Source organism: Saccharothrix sp. S26, assembly GCF_021390395.1.
Taxonomy (GTDB): Bacteria; Actinomycetota; Actinomycetes; order Mycobacteriales; family Pseudonocardiaceae; genus Actinosynnema.
In genome coordinates, this window is record NZ_JAJUWT010000001.1 from 165,014 (window position 1) to 184,031 (window position 19,018).

The 19,018-nt window shown below is 73.2% G+C and carries 20 protein-coding genes; 14 read left to right on the forward strand and 6 right to left on the reverse strand.

The features are described from left to right. Positions 1 to 56: 56 nt before the first annotated feature. From LZG04_RS00715 to LZG04_RS00730, 4 genes are read left to right on the forward strand one after another with little or no spacing between them, the layout of a single operon-like run. Positions 57 to 455, forward strand: a complete 399-nt coding sequence (locus tag LZG04_RS00715; RefSeq protein ID WP_233812581.1) for a 6-carboxytetrahydropterin synthase — start codon at positions 57 to 59, stop codon at positions 453 to 455. Further along, complete coding sequence (locus tag LZG04_RS00720) at positions 452 to 1,453, forward strand: glycosyltransferase family 4 protein (protein WP_233812285.1); 1,002 nt, start codon at positions 452 to 454, stop codon at positions 1,451 to 1,453. The genes LZG04_RS00715 and LZG04_RS00720 overlap by 4 nt, the downstream gene beginning before the upstream one ends. After that, positions 1,450 to 2,229, forward strand: a complete 780-nt coding sequence (locus tag LZG04_RS00725; protein WP_233812286.1) for a class I SAM-dependent methyltransferase — start codon at positions 1,450 to 1,452, stop codon at positions 2,227 to 2,229. Before LZG04_RS00720 ends, LZG04_RS00725 begins: the two co-directional genes overlap by 4 nt. Then, on the forward strand, positions 2,226 to 3,158 hold the full coding sequence (locus LZG04_RS00730; protein WP_233812287.1) for a lysylphosphatidylglycerol synthase transmembrane domain-containing protein: 933 nt from the start codon (positions 2,226 to 2,228) through the stop codon (positions 3,156 to 3,158). Before LZG04_RS00725 ends, LZG04_RS00730 begins: the two co-directional genes overlap by 4 nt. On the opposite strand, the gene LZG04_RS00735 is transcribed toward LZG04_RS00730, so the two are convergent. After that, entirely contained in the window at positions 3,087 to 3,770 is a 684-nt protein-coding gene (locus tag LZG04_RS00735) for a creatininase family protein (protein ID WP_233812288.1), read from the reverse strand. The two genes, LZG04_RS00730 and LZG04_RS00735, sit on opposite strands and share 72 nt — an antisense overlap. After that, complete coding sequence (locus LZG04_RS00740; RefSeq protein WP_233812289.1) at positions 3,757 to 4,725, reverse strand: zinc-binding alcohol dehydrogenase; 969 nt, start codon at positions 4,723 to 4,725, stop codon at positions 3,757 to 3,759. The genes LZG04_RS00735 and LZG04_RS00740 overlap by 14 nt, the downstream gene beginning before the upstream one ends. 31 nt (positions 4,726 to 4,756) lie before the next feature. Between LZG04_RS00740 and LZG04_RS00745 the strand changes: the two genes are divergently transcribed. Continuing rightward, positions 4,757 to 5,500, forward strand: a complete 744-nt coding sequence (locus tag LZG04_RS00745; protein WP_233812290.1) for a CDP-alcohol phosphatidyltransferase family protein — start codon at positions 4,757 to 4,759, stop codon at positions 5,498 to 5,500. Then, positions 5,493 to 5,885: a DoxX family protein gene (locus LZG04_RS00750; protein ID WP_233812291.1), complete on the forward strand. Its 393-nt coding sequence runs from the start codon at positions 5,493 to 5,495 to the stop codon at positions 5,883 to 5,885. Before LZG04_RS00745 ends, LZG04_RS00750 begins: the two co-directional genes overlap by 8 nt. On the opposite strand, the gene LZG04_RS00755 is transcribed toward LZG04_RS00750, so the two are convergent. Further along, entirely contained in the window at positions 5,867 to 6,538 is a 672-nt protein-coding gene (locus tag LZG04_RS00755; protein ID WP_233812292.1) for a dihydrofolate reductase family protein, read from the reverse strand. The genes LZG04_RS00750 and LZG04_RS00755 overlap by 19 nt on opposite strands. 75 nt (positions 6,539 to 6,613) lie before the next feature. Here LZG04_RS00755 and LZG04_RS00760 point away from each other — a divergent pair, with 75 nt between their 5' ends. The 6 genes from LZG04_RS00760 to hisS all read left to right on the forward strand — a co-directional run bounded on the left by LZG04_RS00760 (position 6,614) and on the right by hisS (position 13,882). Beyond that, complete coding sequence (locus LZG04_RS00760) at positions 6,614 to 7,744, forward strand: sensor histidine kinase (RefSeq protein ID WP_233812293.1); 1,131 nt, start codon at positions 6,614 to 6,616, stop codon at positions 7,742 to 7,744. After that, a complete protein-coding gene (locus LZG04_RS00765; RefSeq protein ID WP_233812294.1) occupies positions 7,741 to 8,391 on the forward strand; it encodes a response regulator transcription factor in 651 nt (216 codons plus the stop codon). The genes LZG04_RS00760 and LZG04_RS00765 overlap by 4 nt, the downstream gene beginning before the upstream one ends. Before the next feature lie 109 nt (positions 8,392 to 8,500). Beyond that, positions 8,501 to 9,160 carry a DUF2306 domain-containing protein gene (locus LZG04_RS00770; protein WP_233812295.1) on the forward strand — a complete coding sequence of 220 codons (660 nt, stop codon included), beginning with the start codon at positions 8,501 to 8,503 and terminating at the stop codon, positions 9,158 to 9,160. After that, a complete protein-coding gene (locus LZG04_RS00775; RefSeq protein WP_233812296.1) occupies positions 9,157 to 10,731 on the forward strand; it encodes a sulfatase-like hydrolase/transferase in 1,575 nt (524 codons plus the stop codon). Before LZG04_RS00770 ends, LZG04_RS00775 begins: the two co-directional genes overlap by 4 nt. 86 nt (positions 10,732 to 10,817) lie before the next feature. Continuing rightward, positions 10,818 to 12,254, forward strand: coding sequence for a serine hydrolase (locus LZG04_RS00780; RefSeq protein WP_233812297.1), 1,437 nt, complete (start codon positions 10,818 to 10,820; stop codon positions 12,252 to 12,254). Positions 12,255 to 12,529: 275 nt separating this feature from the next. Then, positions 12,530 to 13,882, forward strand: coding sequence for a histidine--tRNA ligase (gene hisS / locus LZG04_RS00785; protein ID WP_233812298.1), 1,353 nt, complete (start codon positions 12,530 to 12,532; stop codon positions 13,880 to 13,882). Here the strand turns inward: hisS and LZG04_RS00790 are convergent. Next, positions 13,840 to 14,367: a nuclear transport factor 2 family protein gene (locus LZG04_RS00790; RefSeq protein WP_233812299.1), complete on the reverse strand. Its 528-nt coding sequence runs from the start codon at positions 14,365 to 14,367 to the stop codon at positions 13,840 to 13,842. The two genes, hisS and LZG04_RS00790, sit on opposite strands and share 43 nt — an antisense overlap. A gap of 104 nt (positions 14,368 to 14,471) precedes the next feature. Here LZG04_RS00790 and LZG04_RS00795 point away from each other — a divergent pair, with 104 nt between their 5' ends. Together LZG04_RS00795 and LZG04_RS00800 are read left to right on the forward strand one after the other, a co-directional pair. Beyond that, positions 14,472 to 15,734 carry a hypothetical protein gene (locus tag LZG04_RS00795; RefSeq protein ID WP_233812300.1) on the forward strand — a complete coding sequence of 421 codons (1,263 nt, stop codon included), beginning with the start codon at positions 14,472 to 14,474 and terminating at the stop codon, positions 15,732 to 15,734. A gap of 5 nt (positions 15,735 to 15,739) precedes the next feature. After that, positions 15,740 to 15,961, forward strand: coding sequence for a hypothetical protein (locus LZG04_RS00800; protein ID WP_233812301.1), 222 nt, complete (start codon positions 15,740 to 15,742; stop codon positions 15,959 to 15,961). A 60-nt stretch (positions 15,962 to 16,021) separates the two neighbouring features. On the opposite strand, the gene LZG04_RS00805 is transcribed toward LZG04_RS00800, so the two are convergent. Both LZG04_RS00805 and LZG04_RS00810 read right to left on the reverse strand, forming a co-directional pair. Continuing rightward, positions 16,022 to 18,052, reverse strand: a complete 2,031-nt coding sequence (locus LZG04_RS00805) for an iron ABC transporter permease (protein WP_233812302.1) — start codon at positions 18,050 to 18,052, stop codon at positions 16,022 to 16,024. Continuing rightward, entirely contained in the window at positions 18,052 to 19,017 is a 966-nt protein-coding gene (locus LZG04_RS00810; protein ID WP_233812303.1) for an iron-siderophore ABC transporter substrate-binding protein, read from the reverse strand. The genes LZG04_RS00805 and LZG04_RS00810 overlap by 1 nt, the downstream gene beginning before the upstream one ends. Position 19,018: the final 1 nt, after the last annotated feature.

The window sequence follows — 19,018 nt, forward strand, 5'->3', positions numbered from 1 at the left end:
GTTCACTACGCTCGGCCGGAGTTGCACCGTAGCTCGCACGATCGGCGGAGGTCACCCTGTTCAGCATCACCGTTCGCGATCACGTGATGGTCGCCCACAGCTTCCGCGGCGAGGTCTTCGGTCCGGCGCAACGCCTGCACGGGGCGACGTTCGTGGTGGACGCGAGGTTCAAACGGGACGTCCTCGACGCCGACAACATCGTCGTCGACATCGGACTGGCGACCGAGCGGTTGCGCGCCGTGCTCGCCGAGCTCAACTACCGCAACCTCGACGAGGTGCCGGAGTTCGCGGGCGTCAACACCTCCACCGAGTTCCTGGCCAAGCACATCGCGGACGAGTTGGCGGAGGCCGTGGACGCCGGGTCGCTCGGCGAGGGCGCGCGGGGCCTGTCCGGCATCGAGGTCACGCTGCACGAGTCGCACGTCGCCTGGGCGAGCTACGAACGCGCGCTGTGACGGTCCACTTCGTCCGGCCCGTGGATGACCCCGCCTCGCCCAGCGGCGGCAACGCCTACGACCGGCGGGTGATTCGGGCGTCGGGCGGGGTGCGGGAGATCGTCGTGCCCGGCGCGTGGCCGAGGCCAGCGCCCGCCGACCGCGCGGCGTTGGGGCGGGCGTTGGCCGGGGTCCGGGACGGCTCGGTGGTCGTGCTCGACGGGCTGGTGGCGTGCGGTGTGCCGGAGCTCGTCGTGCCGCACGCCCACCGGTTGCGGCTGGTGGTCCTGGTGCACCTGCCGTTGGCCGAGGAGACCGGTCTGGAGCCCGCGGTGGCGTCCCGGTTGGACGCGGCGGAACGGGAGTGCCTGCGCGCCGTCGCCGCCGTCGTGGCCACGAGCCCGTCGGCGGCACGGCGGCTGGCCGCGCACCACGGGCTCGCGCGCGTCCACGTCGTCGTGCCGGGTACCGATCCCGCGCCGCCGGCGACCGGCACGGACGGCGCGTCACGGCTGCTCTGCGTGGCCTCCGTGACGCCGCGCAAGGGGCACGACGTGCTGGTGCGCGCCCTGGCGACGGTGGCCGACCTGCCGTGGACGTGCGCGTTCGTCGGGCCGCGGCGGTGGCCTGTGGAGGAGCTGATCGACCGGCACGGCCTGGGTGCGCGCATCGAGCTGACCGGGCCGCTGGGTGGTCCGGCGCTGGAGCGCGCGTACACGACGGCGGACCTGTTCGTGCTGGCGTCGTTGGCCGAGACGTACGGCATGGTGGTGACCGAGGCGTTGGCGCGCGGCGTGCCCGTGGTGGCGAGCGCCGTGCCGGACGCGTTGGGTGACGGCGGGGTGCTGCTGCCGGCGGGTGACGTGGCGGCGTTCGGCGGGGCGTTGCGGCGGTGGCTGACCGACGACGGGTGGCGGCGTGAGCTGCGCGGGCGTGCCGCGGCACGTCGCCGTGAGCTGTCCACATGGGACGAAACGGCGGCCGGCCTGGCCGAGGTGCTGGCTAGTCTGCGGCCATGAGCACCTTCGCCCCGGAATGGCTGTCCCTGCGCGAGAAGGCCGACGCGGAGGCCCGCGCGCTCGACCTGGTCGACCGGCTCCGGGAGATCGATCTGAACCGCGACCCCCTCGTCGTGCGTGATCTCGGGTGTGGAACGGGATCGTTGGGACGATGGCTCGCCGGCCGGCTGGGCGGTCCGCAGCACTGGGTGCTGCACGACCGCGACCCCCGGCTGCTCAGCATCGCGGCGGCGACCGTGAGCGGGGTGACGATCGAGACCCACGAGGGTGACGTCACCGGGTTGACCGGCGCGGACCTGGCCGGGACGTCGCTGGTCACCGCGTCGGCACTGCTGGACCTGCTGACGCGGGAGGAGGTCGAGGGGCTGGTCGGCGCCTGCGCGGACGCGGGGTGCCCGGCGCTGTTCACGCTGTCGGTGGCGGGCCGGGTGGAGTTCGACCCGGCGGAGCCGGCGGACGCGGAGTTCGAGGCGGCGTTCAACGCGCACCAGCGGCGGGTGGTCGACGGGCGTCGCCTGTTGGGGCCGGACTCCGTCGCGGTCGCGGTGGAGGCGTTCGAACGGCGGGGTGCCGAGGTGACGACGAGCCCCAGCCCGTGGCGGTTGGGCGCGGACCAGGCCGCGTTGGCGGGGGAGTGGCTGCGCGGGTGGGTCGCGGCGGCGGTGGAGCAGGAGCCCGGCCTGGCCGCCGAGGCACCGGACTACCTGCGGCGGAAGCTGGAGAACGGCCCTCGTGTGGTGGTCCACCACACGGACCTCTTGGCGGTGCCGCGGTGAGGCGGCTGGGGCCTTGGGTGCGGCTCGGTGGCGCGGTCGCGATCCTGGCGGTCTTGGGGTGGCGGTTGGGGGCCGAGGCGTTCCTGGACGGGCTGCGGGCGGTGGACGGGCGGGCCGTGGCGGCGGCGTTGGGCGTCGGGGCGGTGACCACGGTGGCCTGCGCGTGGCGGTGGTGCCTCATCGCTCGCCGGCTCGGGTTGCCGCTCACCCTGGGCACCGCCGTGGCCGACTACTACCGCGGCCTGCTGCTCAACGCCGTCCTGCCCGCCGGCGTCCTCGGGGACGTGCACCGGGCCGTCAGCCACGGGCGGCAGGTCGGGGACGTCGGCCGAGGGGTGCGGGCGGTGGTGTTCGAGCGGGCGGCCGGGCAGGTGGTGCTGGTGGCCGTCGGGATGGCCGTGCTGATCAGCGGGAACGTGCCGGTCGAGGTGCCGGGCTGGGGGCTGTCGGCGCTCGCGCTGGTGCTCCTCGCGGCCTGCGGGTCGGCGAAGGTCCGCCGGGCGGCGCGGACGACGTGGGCCGACGCGCGCACCGGCCTGGTCAACCTCGACGTCCTGCCGAAGGTCACCCTGCTCTCCGTCGCGGTGCTGGGCGGGCACGTGGCGTTGTTCGTGGTCGCGGCCCGTGCGGCCGGCGTGCAGGCGCCGCTCACCCGGCTCGTCCCGCTGGTGGTGCTCGCCCTGCTGGTCATGGCCGTCCCGCTGAACGTCGGCGGCTTCGGGCCGCGGGAGGCGTTCCTCGCGGTGGCGTTCGGGGCGGCCGGGCTCGGTGCCGCGCAGGGGCTCGCGACCGGTGTCGTCTACGGCGTCCTGGCGCTGGTCGGCAGCCTGCCCGGCGCGATCACCCTGTTCCGGCCGTCACCACAGCGCCAGGTACGGCCCGAACGACCCGACCAGGGACGCGAGCACGTCCCGGCCCTTGTCGGCTGACGCCGCCGAAGGCCGCCCCACCACCCCGGACGTCGTGTACGCCCCCAGGCCCAGCGTGAGCAGGTGCGGCCGGTCGTCGGCCAGGTGGTCGCCCGCCTCGTACCCGGGCCGCACCAGCTCCGGGTGGGCGTGCAGCAGGATGGACGTCTCCAGCTCACCGGCGTGCATGTCGCCGCGGGACGTCGTCTCCAGCCCGGCGGCGGTCCGTGCCGCGGCCCAGTCGCCGCTGCCGGGGAACAACGCCATCCCCTCCGACTCCTGCACCACGTTCGCCAGCACGTAGTTCCCGCCGTGCCCGCTGACCAGCACCAGGTGCGGCACGCCCGACCGGCGCAACGAGTCCGCCACGTCCCGCACCACCGAGTACAGCGTGCGCGCCGAGATGCTCACCGTGCCCGGCCAGGCCGAGTGCTCGTGCGAGCACGAGATCGTGATCGGCGGCAGCACCTGCACCGGGTGCGCCTCGGCGACGGCCCGCGCGATCGTGCACGCGACGATCGTGTCCGTGGCCAACGGCAGGTGAGGGCCGTGCTGCTCGTGGCTGCCGACCGGCAGCACCGCCGCGGTCGCCCCGCGCGCCCGCACGTCTTCGGTGGTGTCAGGCAGGAACATGCCCGGAACCGTAGTCAACGCGGTGGCACAGCGGCGGCAGCTCGCCACCGGCCAGCAGCGACGGCAGGTCGTCGAACCGGCTCTCGCCCGTGATCAGCGCGTCGAACACCGGGTCGGCGAGCAGGTCCAGCGCCAACGCCATCCGCTCGCGGTACGTGCGGTCCGGCCGCGCCACCACGCCCACCTGGCTGCTGCGCAGCCGCAGCCGACGCGAGTGGAAGAACTCGCCCAGCGGCACCGCGACCCGCCGGTCGCCGTACCAGCTCAGCTCCAGCACCTGCCCTTCCGGCGCGAGCAACGCCAACGACCGGGACAGCCCCTCCTCGGACGCGCTCGCGTGCACGACCAGGTCGCAGCCGCCCTCCGCCTCCTCGGGTGACGCGAACCGGATCCCCAGCGCGTCGGCCACCGCCGCACGCGCCGGATCGGTGTCGACGAGTTGCGGCCGCACGCCCGGGAACCGGGCCAGCAGGGCGGCCACGGCGCACCCCACCATCCCACCGCCGACGACCGCGACCCGGTCGCCGACCAACGGCTTGGCGTCCCACAGCGCGTTCACCGCCGTCTCCACCGTGCCCGCCAGCACCGCGCGGGCGGCGGGCACGGTGTCCGGCACGGGCGTGACGGCGTCGGCCGGCACCACGTAGTGCGTCTGGTGTGGATACAGGCAGAACACCGTGCGACCGAGCAGCGGCCCCCGCTCCACCACGCCGACGTTGAGGTAGCCGTACTTCACCGGCCACGGGAACCGCCCGTCCTGGAACGGCGCGCGCATCACCTCGTGCTGGCTTTCCGGCACCCCGCCGCGCAGAACCAGGCTCTCCGTGCCCCGGCTGATCCCCGAGTACAGCGTGCGCACCAGCGCGTCGTCGGGCCCCGGCTCGGCCAGCGGCACGGCGCGGATCTCACTTTTTCCCGCCGAGGTGAACCAAAGGGCCCTCGCAGAGCGTGTCACCTGTTACAACCTCCGACCGACGAGGGGCACGATGACGACACTCCACCACAGCGCCACCTCGCCGACACCCTGGGCTCAGCGGCAAGCCGGCACCGAGACCGTCGCGTGGGCCGGCGTGCAGGTGATCGTCCTCGGCGTCCTGGAGTGCGCGGTCGGGCTGGGCACGCTGGGCTGGCTCGCGGGCATCGCGTACGCGGTGGGCAACCAGGCGTTGCTCAGCGGTGCGGTGCGACGGGCCCGGTCCGCGTTCGGGCCCGCCGATCGCGTCACGTCGGCCAGGGGCCTGCTCGTCGGTGGCGTCACGGCGCTCGTGGCCGACGGCGGGCACCACACCACGCTGCTCGTCGTGCTCGCGACCGTGGCGCTGGCGTTGGACTTCGTGGACGGGCGGGTGGCCCGCCGCACCGGCACGGCGTCGGCGTTGGGCGCGCGGTTCGACATGGAGGTCGACGCGTTCCTGATCCTGGTGCTGAGCGTGCACGTGGCGGTCACCCTCGGGCCGTGGGTGATGGTGATGGGTGCGCTGCGGTACGCGTTCGTCGCGGCGTCGTGGGTCGTGCCGCGGCTGCGCGGTGCGCTGCCACCGAGCCAGGCGCGCAAGGTGGTGGCCGCCGTGCAGGGGATCGCGCTGGTCGTGGCCACCTCCGACCTGCCGCCGCACCCGACCGTCCTCGTCGGACTCGCGCTGGCCTCGCTGACCTGGTCGTTCGGCCGTGACGTCGCCTGGTTGTGGCGCACCGCCCCCACCGCACCGGAAGGAGTCGGCCATGGCTGACGCAGCCCGCCCGAACGTCGTCGGCAACATCGCCCTGTGGGTGTTGCAGGTGCTGCTGGCCGCGTACTTCGCCTACAGCGGTGTGTCGCTGCTCGGCGACGACTTCGTGGGCAAGTTCGACAGGATCGGCTCGGGCCAGTGGCTGCGGTACGTGACCGGCGTGCTGGAGGCGGCCGGCGCGCTGGGCCTGCTCGTGCCCCGGCTGTGCGGGCTCGCCGCGCTGGGCCTGGTCGGCGTGATGGCCGGTGCGGTCTTCACGGAGCTGGTCGTGCTGGGCGACTCCGACGGCGCGGTGCTGCCCGCGGTGCTGCTCGCGCCGGCGGCCGTGGTCGCGTGGGGCCGTCGTGACACGGTTCGCGCGTTGGTTCAGCGCTTCGGGAAGTAGCGCAGCACGGCCACGTCGCCGACCTTGGTCACGTCCTCCAGGTGGAACCGGCGCGCCGGACCGCCGGGGAACCGCGCCGGGTTGACGAACCGGGGCGCGGCGGCCTGCCCGATCAGCATCGGCGCGACCGCCATGCGGATCTCGTCGGCCAGCCCGGCGGACAGGAACGCGGTGTGGACCCGGCCGCCGCCCTCCACCATCAGCCGGTCCACGCCCCGCGCGCCGAGGTCGTCCAGCAACGCGCCGAAGTCGACCGACGGACCCAGCGACACCACGTCCGCCAGCTCGCCGACGGCCGCGACCGCGCGCCGGTGGCCGGAGTCCGCGGTGTAGACGACCTTGTCGCCGCCGCGGTGCCAGAACTCGGACGTCGGGTCGAGGTCGCCGCTGCCGGTCACGGTGACCTTCACCGGGTGCTCGGGGCGGCCCCGGGCCACCCGGTCGGCCCGGCGGCGCGCGCAGTTGACCAGCAGGCGCGGGTTGTCGCGGCGGATCGTGGCCGCGCCGACCAGGATCGCGCCGGACTCCGCGCGCACCTGGTCGACGTGGTCGAAGTCCTCGGCGTTGGACAGCGGGAACCGCTGCGCGCTGCGGTCGTCGATGTAACCGTCCACGCTGACGGCCACGCTGAGCAGGACGTACGGGCGGGTCACGGACCCACCGTACCGACGGCTGCCGGCGTGCTTCGGGCCGATCCGGCGCGGGCCGCGCTCTCGTACCATCAGCGGGTGCAGGACGTCCTCCGGTCCACGTGGGCCGAGCCCCGGCCCCAGCAGCCGCCCGCGCGGGTGTGGCGGGACTGGGCGCTCGTGGGCGTCCTGGTGCCCGCGGCGGCGCTGGAAGCGGCCCTGCGGACGGACCTGCCGTGGCGGCCGCTCTGGGCGGTCGTCGTGATCGCCCTGGTGCCCACCGTGCTGTGGCGGCGGACCAGGCCGCTGCTCGTGCTCGTCGTCGCGTTCGGCGTCACGGGTGTGGTCTCGCTGGTCACCGGCCACGACCGCGGCGAGCCCTACACCACCGCGTTCCTGCTGATCCTGGTGTACTCGGTGGTCAGGTGGGGTTCCGGGCGCGAAGCCGTGCTCGGCCTGGGGCTCACGGTCGGCAGCGCGTGCCTGTCCGCGGTGGTGCGCGACCTGGCCGTCGCCGACGTCGTCGGCGGGCTGGCCGTGCTGCTCGCGGCCACCGCCCTGGGCGTGGCCATGCGCTACCGGTCCCGGTTGCGCACCCGCGAGCTCGACCGGGTCAAGCTGCTGGAACGGGAACGGCTGGCCCGCGACCTGCACGACACCGTCGCCCACCACGTGTCCGCGATCGCGGTCCGCGCCCAGGCGGGCCTCGCCACGGCGGCGACGCGGCCCGACGCCGCGACCGACGCGTTGCGCCTGATCGAGGCGGAGGCATCGCGCGCCCTCACCGAGATGCGCGCGATGGTGCGCGTCCTGCGGCGGGGCGAATCGGCCGACCTCGCGCCCAACCCGCGCATCGCCGACCTCGAACAGCTCGCCACGTCGTCCCGCACCGGCCCGTCGGTGGAGGTGGGCCTCACCGGCGACGTGGACGACGTGCACCCGTCGATCGGCGCGGCGGTCTACCGCCTGGCCCAGGAAGCCGTCACCAACGCCCGGCGGCACGCCCGGCACGCCACCCGCATCGAGGTCCGCGTCGCCGCCGACGACACGTCGGTGCACCTGCGCGTGAGCGACGACGGCGAAGGGGCCGCGCCCAGCGACCCGGGTTTCGGGTTGATCGGCATGTTCGAGCGCGTGGACCTGCTCGGCGGCACCTGCGCCGCGGGCCCCGACCGCGACCGCGGCTGGACCGTCACCGCCACCCTGCCCAGGACGGGAACGCCCGCATGAGCGTCCGCGTGGTCGTCGCCGACGACCAGGAGATCGTCCGCACCGGCCTGACCATGATCCTCGACGCCCAACCCGGCATCGAGGTGGTCGGCGCGGCCGCCGACGGCCGCCGCGCCGTGGAGCTGGCCCGCCGCCTGCGCCCCGACGTGTGCCTGTTCGACATCCGCATGCCCGGCGTCGACGGCATCGAAGCCACCCGGCTGCTGGCCGGACCGGACGTGGACGACCCGCTCGCCGTCGTCGTGATCACCACGTTCGACCTGGACGAGTACGTCTACGCCGCCCTGCGCGCCGGTGCGGTCGGCTTCCTGCTCAAGGACGCCGGGCCCGCGCTGCTCACCCAGGCCGTCCACGCCGCCGCCGACGGCGACGCGCTGATCGCCCCGAGCATCACCGCCCGCCTGCTCCGGACCTTCGCCGCCGCCGAGCCCGCGTCACCCGCGCAACCCGTCGAACCGCTCACCGACCGCGAGGAGCAGGTGCTGGCGACCGTCGCCCGGGGCCGCACCAACAGCGAGATCGCCGCCGAACTCCACATCACCCTGAGCACGGTCAAGACGCACGTCGCGAGCCTGATGGCGAAGCTGGGCGCGCGCAACCGCGTCGAGATCGCCCTGTGGGCCTACGAAACCGGCCGAAAGTACTAGCCCGCACCTGCCCGTCGGTACCGCCCGGCTCCGGCCTTTCTCCCGATGACCTCCGCCGCGCCGATCCGCAGACTCGGTGCACACCGGACATCACCGAAGGGCCTCCGCCGTGACCTCCTCCCGCAGGGCCGACTGGCTCGTGCCCACCGCGTTGATCGCGCTCACCCTCATCCCGGTGGCGGGCGGCGCGATCCGCCTCACCGACCTGACCGGCGGTGAGGTCACCCCGGAGAACGCGCGGTTCTTCGCCTCACCCGTCCCCGTGGTGCTGCACATCGTCACCGCCGTCGTCTTCTGCCTCGGCGGCGCCGTCCAGTTCTCACCGGCCTTCCGCGGGCGCAACCACCGCCGCCTGGGCCGGGTCCTGCTCCCGGCCGGCCTCCTGATGGCCCTGACCGGCCTGTGGATGACCCTCTTCTACCCCTACCCGGAGGGCGACGGCGACCTCCTGGCGGCCTTCCGGCTGGTGGCCGGCTCCACCACCGTCCTGGCCCTCGTCCTCGGCTTCCGCGCGATCCGACGTCGTGACCTGGCCCGGCACCGCGCGTGGATGATCCGCGGCTACGCCCTCGCCCAGGGTGCCGGCACGCAGGCCCTGGTCACCATCGCCTGGGTGGTGCTGGTCGGCCCGGCCACCGGCTCGACCAGGACGCTCCTGCTCGGCCTGGCCTGGGTGATCAACGCCGCGGTGGCGGAATGGGTCATCGGTGAACCGGGCAGGCGCCGCCGCGCGTTGTACCGGACGAGACCAGCCGAGAGGACGGCATGACCCGAAGCACCGCGCCCGTCACGGCCCTGGCGGCCTTGCTCGTCCTGCTCGCCCTGCTCGTGCCGGGCGACGTCGACTCGTTGACGCCCGCCACGTTCCTGCGCCTGCCCGTGGAGGCGCTGCTCGGCGTCGTGCTGGTGCTCGTCCTGCCCGAACGGCCCCGACGCGTCGCGGCTCCGGCCGCCGGTGCGCTGCTGGGCGTCCTGCTCATCGTCAAGGCACTGGACCTCGGCTTCGACGCGGTCCTGCACCGGCCGTTCGACCTGGTCCTCGACTGGCCGTTGCTCCAGCCCGCGGTCGACTACGTTGACGTGACGGCGGGCCGGTTCGCGGCGGTCGGGGCCGTCGTCGCCGCCGTGCTCCTGGCGGGCGCGGTGATCGTCCTGCTGGCCCGGTCCACTTCACGGCTCAGCCGCGCGGTGGGCCGACACCGCCCCACCGCCACCCGCGCCGTCACGATCGCCTGGATCGCCCTCGCCCTGCCCGTCGTGCCGATCGCCTCGCACAGCACGACCACGCTCGTCCACGACCACGCGCTCCAAGTGCGGGCCGGCCTGCGCGACCGGCAGGACTTCGCCCACGAGTCGGCCGCGGACCCGTTCGCGGGCACACCGGGCGCGGACATGCTGACCGCCTTGCGCGGCAAGGACGTCGTCATCGCATTCGTCGAGAGCTACGGGCGTTCCGCCGTGACGCACCCCGACATCGCCCCGCACGTCACCACCGCCCTCGACGCGGGCACCCGCCGGCTCACCGCAGCCGGTTTCAGCTCGCGCAGCGCGTTCCTCACCTCGCCGACCGCCGGCGGGGGCAGTTGGCTCGCCCAGGCCACCCTGCTGTCCGGCCTGTGGGTCGACAACCAGCAGCGCTACCGCACCCTGCTGGCCGGTGACCGGTTGACGTTGGGCGGCGCGTTCCGGCGGGCGGGCTGGCGCTCGGTCGGCGTCATGCCGGGCATCACGAGGGCGTGGCCGGAGGGCGCGTTCTTCGACTACGACCGGATCTACGCCTTCGACGACCTGAACTACCGCGGGCCGCGCTTCGGCTACGCCACCACCCCCGACGAGTTCACGATGGCCCGGTTCCAGCAGTTCGAGCGCACCGACGGCCACGCACCCGTGATGGCGGCCATCCCCTTGCTCTCCAGCCACGCCCCGTGGTCGCCCGCACCGACCACGATCGGCTGGGACCACCTCGGCGACGGCTCGGTCTACCACTCGATGGCCTCGGGCGAGGCCCCGGCAGAGGACATGTTCGGCCGCGACCCGGCCCTCGTGCGCGCCGACTACGCGCGCACCGTCCAGTACTCGGTGGACACCCTCGTCTCCTACGTCGAGACCTACGGCGACGACGACCTGGTGCTCGTGTTCCTCGGCGACCACCAACCCGCCCCGTTCGTCACCGGCCCCGACGCGGGCCACGACGTGCCGATCACCCTCGTCTCCCGCGACCCGACCGTCCTGGACCGCACCGCCGCCTGGGGGTGGACCGAGGGTCTCGCCCCGAGCCCTCAAGCCCCCGTGCGCCCGATGAACGCCTTCCGCGACCAGTTCCTGACCGCGTTCCGCTAGCCACGTCCAGTGCCGGAACGGTCACGCATCGGCAGCGAATGCACTACGGTCGTCGGCGCAGACGGATCATTTCCTGGGGGAGTGCGATGAGATCCTTCCGACGCGGCCTGTTCGCCGCGACCGCCGTGACAGCCTTGGTCGGCGCGACCGCCACCGTCCCGACCGCCACCGCCGGCGAGGACGTGAGCGCCCTGCTCGCCGAGTCGTTGCGGCAGGCCGTGGTGGCGCAGGACTTCAAGGACGTGCTCGACCTGACCCCGCCGGACCAGGTCGCCGCGTCGAGGGCGGGCGCACCGGAGAAGCACGACCCGCTGCCCGCCTCGGAAACCACCCGCCTGGGCGCCACCGCGGCCCGGCCGCTGCACCAGACGCCGAACATGGACCTCGCCGTGATCGAGATCGACCGCATGGGCCGGCCGATCGCGATGGCCGACGTCCTGCTCAGCCCGCAGTACCCCAACGGCGTCGTGGTCCCGCTGAACCGCAAGGGCCTGTCCACCGACCAGGTCCGCTACCGCTGGTGGGACGACACCGAGTGGGACGTCAACGGCGGTCGGGGCACCCGTGACGTGCTGCCCGGTCGGGAGAACGCGCCGATCGACTTCTCCTCGCCGTACCCGGCGTCGGTGCTCAAGCTGATGGTGGGCTTCGGCGTCCTGCGCCTGGCCGACCAGGGCCGGGTGGACCTCGACGCCGTGTACGACTACCGACCGGTGACGCAGCACCCCGTGTGCGGCGGCCCGTCCAGCAAGGTGATCCGTCAGCACTTCGACGAGATGATCACCAAGTCGCAGAACGAGTCGACCTGCGCGCTGATCAAGATGCTCCACGACCTGGGCGCGTGGGACGAGGTCAACCGCACCTTCGCCGACCTCGGCATGCCGACGCTGATGGTCACCGGCACCAACCCGGAGAACGGCGGCCGGTGGATCGGGTCGAACATGAGCAGCATCGACACCGCCAAGCTGCTCCTGCTGGTCAACGGCGGCGCGGGCGTCCTGTGGACCACCGACGCGGGCCGGCAGGTCACCCGCGACGAGCTGACCACCGCCTCCCGCGTCCAGTTCCTCAAGTCCCTGAACAACCAGGGCCACAACGAGATGCTCTCCACCACCAACCACTGCGGCCGCGACTACCCGGTGCAGGGCATCCCGCAGGAAACCCCGGCCCGCTGGGTCCAGCCGGACGGCACCATGATCGTCGGCTCGGCCGTCTACGACAGCGACGTGCGTCCCTGCGACGCGGCCGCCGAGGTCACGTTCAGCCACAAGACGGGCTGGGTCGACACCACCGGCAGCGACGCCGGCATCGTGAGGTCCCTGCCGGGCAAGGCCAGGCGCAACTACATCGTCGTCGCCTTCTGCAACCTGGGCACCGACTACGTCGACACCTACCGCCCCGCCAACCGCCCCAACGTCTTCCCCGTGCTCTACACCGAGAAGTACGCCAAACTGGGCAAGGCCGTCGACGACATCATGACCGCCCTCCAACCACTACCCCACATCACCGCCCAAACCCCCTGAACCCCCACCCCCATCCACATCGGACCCGCAGCGCACCCACCGAGGCCCGATTTGACATGGGTTCGGGTGCTTTAGGCTGGTCGAAGCCGGCAGGCCTGGCGGGACGCTCTTCCCCGCCGGGCCTGCCGGCTTTGGCCTGCCTGGAGTGCCCGTAAGGGCCCCATGTCAAATCGGGCCGGGCTAGACCACCGAGCCCCAGACCTGACCCTCCCCGCCATCACCCGATCGTGAAAATGCCGTTGGCACCTTCACCCGACATCGGCTGGACTTCCCCCATGAGCGACCAGCCCGCAGTACGCCCGACACCCGTCAGCGGCTTCCCCGAGTGGCTGCCGCACGTGCGCCTGGTCGAACAGCGCCGGCTGGACGACATCCGCGCCACCTTCGAACGCTACGGCTTCTGCTCCATCGAAACCCCCGCCGCCGAACGGCTGGACGTCCTCCTCTCCAAGGGCGAAACCTCCAACGAGGTCTACACCCTCACCCGCGCCCAAAGCACCACCGCCCAACCGAACTCAACCACCCAGCCGAACTCATCCGACCCGCAACTGGGCCTGCACTTCGACCTCACCGTCCCCTTCGCCCGCTACACCGCCCAGCACTTCAACGACCTGGTCTTCCCCTTCAAGCGCTACCAGATCCAACGCGTCTGGCGCGGTGAACGACCGCAGGACGGGCGGTTCCGCGAGTTCACCCAGTGCGACATCGACGTGATCGACGTCGACGAGACGGCGATCCACTTCGACGCCGAGCTGCCGCGCATCGTGCACGAGGTCCTGACCTCGCTCGACCTGCCGCCGTGGACGATCAACGTCAACAACCGCAAGGTGTTGCAGGGCTTCTACGAGGGCCTGGGCATCACCGAGCCGCTGGACGTCATGCGGGCCGTGGACAAGCTGGACAAGATCGGCCTCGACGGCGTCTCGGCCTTGCTGAGCACTCGCCTCGATCCAACCCAGCTGGCCTCCGTCCTCGCCCTGGCCCGACTGCGCGGTGGTCCCGAGCAGGTGCGCGAGCTCGGCGTGCGGTCACCGTTGCTGGACGAGGGCCTGGCGGAACTGGACTTCGTCCTGCGCGAGCTGTCCGACCTCCCCGGCGTGGTGGCGGACTTCTCGATCGCCCGGGGCTTGGACTACTACACCGGCACCGTCTACGAAGGCCGGTTCGTGGACTGGCCGGAGTACGGCGCGATCTGCTCCGGCGGCCGTTACGACGACCTGGCCGGGTCGTTCATCCGGCGCAGGCTGCCCGGCGTCGGCATGTCGATCGGGTTCTCCCGGATCTTCGCCAAGATGCTGTCGGCCGGCCTGCTCACCACGGGCCCGAGCAGTCCCGCCGACGTCCTCGTCGTACTCCCGAAGGACCGCCGCGCGACCTCCACCGACACCGCCAGAACCTTGCGCGCCAACGGGTTCAACGTCGAGCAGTACCACCAAGAGGACAAGGTCGCCAAGCAGATCCGGTACGCCTCCCGCAAGGGCATCCCGTTCGTGTGGTTCCCGCCCTTCGAGGACGGCCGTCCGCACGAGGTCAAGGACCTGGCCACGGGCGCGCAGACAACCGCCGACCCGTCGTCCTGGTCACCTCACGTCCCCGCCAACCGGTCCGGGATGCGCGCCAGCGGGTAGTTCTGCCAGAAGTACCGATCCGCCGCGTGCTGATCACCGGCGAAGTTGACCGCCTCGACGATCCGCCGCCCGCGGATCCGGAACGCCAACGCCCACGTGATGTCCAATCCCTCCGGCCGGGTGCTCCACCCTCGGTGCAGGTCCACCACCCACTCGCCGTCCGCCGCCAGGAAGATCGGCTCCGCGCGGAACCCCGCTTCGGCGAGTGCGCCGAAGAACGCCAGCACCTCCTCCACGCCGACCTTGGTGCCGGACAACGGGTGGTGGCCGGGGATCGTCCACCGGATGTCGTGGGCGAAGAACCGGCGCAGGGCGTTCACGTCACCGGAGCCGTAGGCCGCGTAGTAGTCCTTGATCAGCTTCACGTTGGGGTGCTCGGGAGCGGCGCTCGCGGTGCCGCCGCCGAGCAGCGAGCCCGCCGCCACCCCCACCGCGGTCGCGCCCAGACCACGCAGCACGTCTGCTCGGGACAGGTGTTCAGTCATGGGCCCGATCGTGCTCATGACCCGAGCACCGCGTCCAAGACCTGTGCCCATGCCGATCGGTAATGCGGAGGCGCGCGAGCGTGCCGATGCGCCACCATGCCGTGGTGGACGACGCCGTGGTGGACGAACTGGACCGGCTGCTGGCCGACGGACGTCGGCGCGGCCGGGACGAGCCCGACCCCGTGCTCGCCCTGCTGACCACCCTCGACGTGACGGGTGACGAGGCCACCGGGCCGGCCGCGTTGGCGGTGCTCGCCCGCCGCCCGCGCGCGTTGATCCGCCTCGACGCCGACGCCCGCCGCGTCCGGTGGTGGCTGTCGGAGGACTACCTGCCGCCGGACCTCCTCCGGCTCGGCACCCGACTGCCCGAGCCGGGCGCGTCACCGTTGAGCGTCGCGCTGGCCTGCACCCACGGCGACGGCCGGATCCGTGAACGCGGCGTCCGGGAGATCGTCGCGCGACCGGTGCCCGAGCTGGTGCCGTTCCTGGTGCTGCGGACCGGTGACTGGGTGCGTCAGGTGCGTGACCAGGCCCGTGCGGGCCTGGCCGTGCTGCTGCACGACGACCCCGCCCGGATGCTGCCCGTCGCCCTGGGCGTGGGCCTGCGGATCGAGGGGTGGCTGCGGGGATCGTTCGTGCGCAAGCAGCTCGTCGCCGCCGCGGCCGATCCCCGTGCGCCGTTGGAGTCGTTACTGGGCTCGCCGGACCGGCGGGTTCGGGCGTTCGCGTTCGGCGCGGGGACGTGGCGGCCGGACCGGAAGGTGTCGGTCGCGTTGACGGCTCCGGACGTGCGGCTGCGGTCGGCGGCGGCGGAGGCCGCGGCACGCGACTGCGTGTGGTCTGGACGGGTGGAGGTGTTGCGGCGGCTGGCCGGGTCACCGCACGCCGAGGTGCGCGTGCAGGCGTTGACCGGGCTGGTGCGGCTGGGGCGTGACGCGGAGGTCGTGCCGTACCTGGACGACGCCTCCTCCCTCGTGCGCGCCCTGGCACGGGCCGCGGCGTCACGGGAGGGCGTGGACGTGCCGCAGTACTACCGGTCGCGCGTGACGCCGGGTGCGATCGACGGGTTCGCCGAGGTCGGTGGCGACGGCCGGCACCTGATCGGCCTGTTGGCCCACCCCTCGGGACGATCCGGGCCCGCGCCCTGCGGGCGCTGCGGTTGCTCGAGCAAGCCTCGGACGACCTCGTGCTGCCGATGTTGCGCGATCCGGCGTCACCCGTGGTGCGCGAGGCGACCGCGGCCGTGCGGTCGGTGCCGGCGACGTTGCCGTGGGAGCTGCTGTCCGACGACCGACCCGCGGTCCGGTTGGCCGGGTACCGACTGGCCCGGCGGCTCGGACCGGTCGCCGAGCTGCGCGCCGCGTTGACGGTCGTGACCGGTCCGCACGCCCGGTTGGCGCGGCGCGGCCGATCGGACGCCACGCGGATCTCACGCTCCCTGGTCTCGGTGCCGTGGCGACGGCGGACCGTCGCACCGCTGGAGGTCGACCCGGCGGACGCACCGGCCCTGCGGGCTTTGCTGACCCGCGCCGCCGCCGACCTGGACGAGGAGACCACCGACCTCCTCCAGAAGCACCTGACCAGCCCCACCTGACCTCAACCCGCGCCGATCACCCTTGCCGATCACCCGCGGCCGATCACTCCCGCCGATCCGTCACGTCCGCATCTCGCGCGTCCTCCACAACACCAGCACGAAGTACGGCGTCCCGATCAACGCGATCACCAACCCCGCCGGCACCTGCGCGGGCGCGATCACCGTCCGGCCCACCGTGTCCGCCGCGCTCACCAGCACCGCCCCGACCGCCGCCGCCACCGGCAGCACGCGGGCGTGCCGACCACCGACCAACGACCGCGCCAGGTGCGGTGCGACCAACCCCACGAACGCCACCACGCCGATCGCCGACACGGCCGTGGCCGCCAGCACGCCCGCCGCCAGCAGGATCACCAGCCGCGACCGCTCCACCCGCATCCCGAGCACGCGCGGCGTGTCCTCGTCCAGGCTGTGCAGGTCCAGCTCGCGGTGCCGCGCCCACAGCAACGGCGTCAGCAGCGCCAACGCCAGCGCCGTCGGCACCACCTGCTCCAGCGTCCGCCCGTACGTGGAACCCGACATCCACGTCAACGCCTTCGCCGTGTTCCACGGGTCCGACGTCACGATCAGCAGCGTGATCAGCGCCATCCCGGCCGACCACAGCGCGATGCCGATGACCACCAGCCGGTCCGAGTCCAGCCCCGATCGCCACGCCAGCCCGTAGACCAGCGCGAACGCCACCATCGCGCCCACGCCGGCGGCCCCGGCGATGTGCCACGCGCCGGCCATCGGCACGGCCGTGATCAACCCGATCGCGCCCAGCCCGGCGCCCGCCGTGATGCCCAGCAGACCGGGTTCGGCCAGCGGGTTGCGGCTCACCGACTGGATGCCGCACCCGGCCACGGCCAGCGCCGCGCCCGCGACCAGCGCCGCGAGCACGCGCGGCAGCCGCTGGTCGACCACGAACGTCAACGCGGTGCCGGTCCGCCCGGCGAACCAGTTCGCCAGGTCACCCAGCAGCACCAGCCGGTCGCCGAGCATCAGCCCGACCGTCGGCGCGGCGACCAGCAACACGCCCAGGACCACCGACGTGACCACCAGCCGTCGTGACGACGTGGCCACGCCGACCCGCCCGGCGGGTGCCTGCCGGGGCGTCCCGCTCGAACGGCCGCGCCGCGCCAACCAGATCAGCACGACCGCGCCGACGATCGTCGTCATCACGCCGGTCGGCACGCGCACCGCCGCCGCCGAACCCATGACGGCCCGCAGCAGCACGTCCGCGCCGAGCACGATCACCACGCCGACCAGCCCGGACACCGGCAGCAGCGCGCGGTGCCTGCCCAGGCCGGGCACGAACGGCGTGAGCAGCCGGGTGATCACCGGCGCGCTGAGCCCGACGAACCCGATGGGCCCGGCGACCGTCACCGCCGCCGCCGTCAACGCCACGGTCAGCAGCACCGCGCCCACGCGCGTGCGCCGCACCTTCAACCCCAGCACGGTCGCGTTGTCGTCGCCCAGCGCGAGGATGTCCAGCGACCGCCCCATCACCACCAGCGCCGCCACCGCGACCACCACGACCGGCGTCATCTGCGCGGTCGCGTCCAGGTCGCTCACCGTCAGCGAGCCGGAGCCCCAGGCGAACAGCCCGGTCGTCTCCTGCTCGTACATCAGCAGCAGGAGGATCGTCGCGGATTGCAGCGTCAGCATGACCGCCGAGCCGACGAGCACCAGCCGGGGGCTGGTCGAACCGCCGCCGGACAGCCCCAGCACGACCACCGCCGCCGCGAGCCCTCCCGCGAACGCCGCCGCGCCCGCGGGCAGCGTGGGCAGGCTCAACCCGAACGCCGCGATCGAGACCACGGCGAGGTGCGCGCCCGCGTTCACGGCGAGCGTGTCCGGCGAGGCCAACGGGTTGCGCGCCACCGACTGCATGCCGGCACCGGCGACGCCGAGGGCGACACCGAGCAGCAACGCGGCCAGCAGGCGCGGCACGCGCGAGCCCTCCAGCACCGCGAGGGTCTGCGCGTCCCCGTCGCCCACCAGGGCGGCGAGCACGTCGAGCACGCCGGTCGACGCGGTGCCCTGCGTGAGGTGGACGGCGGAGAGCAGGGCGATGAGCGCCACGATCCCCGCCGTCACGACGGCGGCGCGCATCAGGCGGTGGCAGCCTTCACGAACTGCTCGGCGACCTTGACGACCGACTTCGGCCCGCCGAACGTCCACGTGCCCGGCTCCAGCTTGACGACCTTCTTGTTCACCACGAACGGCAGCCGCTGCCACACCGGGTTCGCCGCGAGGCCGGTGGTGAACACGTCGTCCTCGGAGGCGCTGTAGAACAGCATCGTCTTCGGGTCGGTGATCGCGGTCAGGCCCTCGACGTCGGTGGCGCCCAGGCCCCACTGCGGGTCGACCTCGCCGGTCCACGCGTTCTTCAGCCCGACCGCCTCGGCGGTGTCGGAGACCAGCGAGCCCTTGCCGAACGGGCGGATGTTGACCGTGCTGCCCTGGAGCCAGCCGTCGGCCATGACGAACGGCGTGCCGGTCGCGCCCTTGGCCTCGACCGCCTTCTTGCCGTCGGCCAGCGCGGTGTCCAGTTCGGACAGCAACTCGTCGCCCTCGGCGGCCTTGCCGACCGCCGCGGCCACCAGCTTCGTGTCCTCGCGCAGCCGGTCGAGGTTGCGCGAGGCGTCGCTGGCCTGGGTGACGATCACCGGGACGTACTTCTCCAACTGGCCGACCAGCGTCTCGTCCCGGCCCTTGGCCATGATCACCAGGTCGGGGTCGAGCGCGACGATCGAGTCGACGCTGGGTTCGTTGCGCTTGCCGACGTCCTTCACGTCGGCGGCGAGCGGCACGGCCGCGTCCCACGTCTTGTAACCGGTGGCGTCCGCGACACCCACCGGCATGACACCCAGGGAGGCGACGGTCTCGGTCTCGGCCCACTCCAGCGTGACGACCTTCTTGGCCGGGGCGTCGAGCTTGACCTCCTTGCCGCGGGCGTCGGTCACGGTGACCGGGCCGCCGGTGGACTCGGTCGGGGTGGACGTCGGGGTCTCGGTCGTGCCGCACGCCGACAGCAGCACGGCCGCCGTCACGAGGGCAGGGGCAAGCAAGCGCATC

Bases quoted from the DNA above. Each gene is read 5' to 3' on its own strand.
- LZG04_RS00775 (WP_233812296.1), top strand. From the start codon at position 9,157: ATGACCCGAAGCACCGCGCCCGTCACGGCCCTGGCGGCCTTGCTCGTC.
- hisS (WP_233812298.1), top strand. From the start codon at position 12,530: ATGAGCGACCAGCCCGCAGTACGCCCGACACCCGTCAGCGGCTTCCCC.
- LZG04_RS00745 (WP_233812290.1), top strand. From the start codon at position 4,757: ATGACGACACTCCACCACAGCGCCACCTCGCCGACACCCTGGGCTCAG.
- LZG04_RS00735 (WP_233812288.1), bottom strand. From the start codon at position 3,770: ATGTTCCTGCCTGACACCACCGAAGACGTGCGGGCGCGCGGGGCGACC.
- LZG04_RS00725 (WP_233812286.1), top strand. From the start codon at position 1,450: ATGAGCACCTTCGCCCCGGAATGGCTGTCCCTGCGCGAGAAGGCCGAC.
- LZG04_RS00750 (WP_233812291.1), top strand. From the start codon at position 5,493: ATGGCTGACGCAGCCCGCCCGAACGTCGTCGGCAACATCGCCCTGTGG.
- LZG04_RS00810 (WP_233812303.1), bottom strand. From the start codon at position 19,017: ATGCGCTTGCTTGCCCCTGCCCTCGTGACGGCGGCCGTGCTGCTGTCG.
- LZG04_RS00765 (WP_233812294.1), top strand. From the start codon at position 7,741: ATGAGCGTCCGCGTGGTCGTCGCCGACGACCAGGAGATCGTCCGCACC.
- LZG04_RS00780 (WP_233812297.1), top strand. From the start codon at position 10,818: ATGAGATCCTTCCGACGCGGCCTGTTCGCCGCGACCGCCGTGACAGCC.
- LZG04_RS00805 (WP_233812302.1), bottom strand. From the start codon at position 18,052: ATGCGCGCCGCCGTCGTGACGGCGGGGATCGTGGCGCTCATCGCCCTG.
- LZG04_RS00790 (WP_233812299.1), bottom strand. From the start codon at position 14,367: ATGACTGAACACCTGTCCCGAGCAGACGTGCTGCGTGGTCTGGGCGCG.